The organism is Citrobacter sp. TBCS-14 (assembly GCF_005280805.1).
GTDB classification, from domain to species: Bacteria; Pseudomonadota; Gammaproteobacteria; order Enterobacterales; family Enterobacteriaceae; genus Citrobacter; species Citrobacter gillenii.
This window is the reverse complement of sequence record NZ_SZWM01001072.1, coordinates 1-259: the sequence shown is the minus strand read 5'-3', so window position 1 is coordinate 259 and position 259 is coordinate 1. Positions and strand designations below refer to the sequence as shown.

The 259-nt window shown below is 58.3% G+C and carries 1 protein-coding gene; it reads right to left on the bottom strand.

Features of this window, described 5'->3' with window-relative positions:
- Positions 1-259: ATP-binding cassette domain-containing protein (locus FDX22_RS23995; RefSeq protein WP_146717892.1), on the bottom strand; the 259-nt coding region annotated here is incomplete at both ends.

Sequence of the window (259 nt, the reverse complement as noted above, 5' to 3'; positions counted from 1 at the left end):
GAATCGAGACATCCAGTGCCGAGACGGACTCATCCGCAATAATCACTTTAGGATTGAGCGCCAACGCCCGGGCTATACAGATACGCTGACGCTGACCACCGGAAAATTCGTGCGGATAGCGCCAGGCGTGCTCAGGTAGCAACCCGACACGCTCGAGCAACCATGCGACCCGTTTTGTCGCCGCATCGCCTTGCAACAAACCGTGCACCCGCAGTGGCTCTAAGATGGAATATCCCACCGTCTGTCGGGGGTCGAGCGA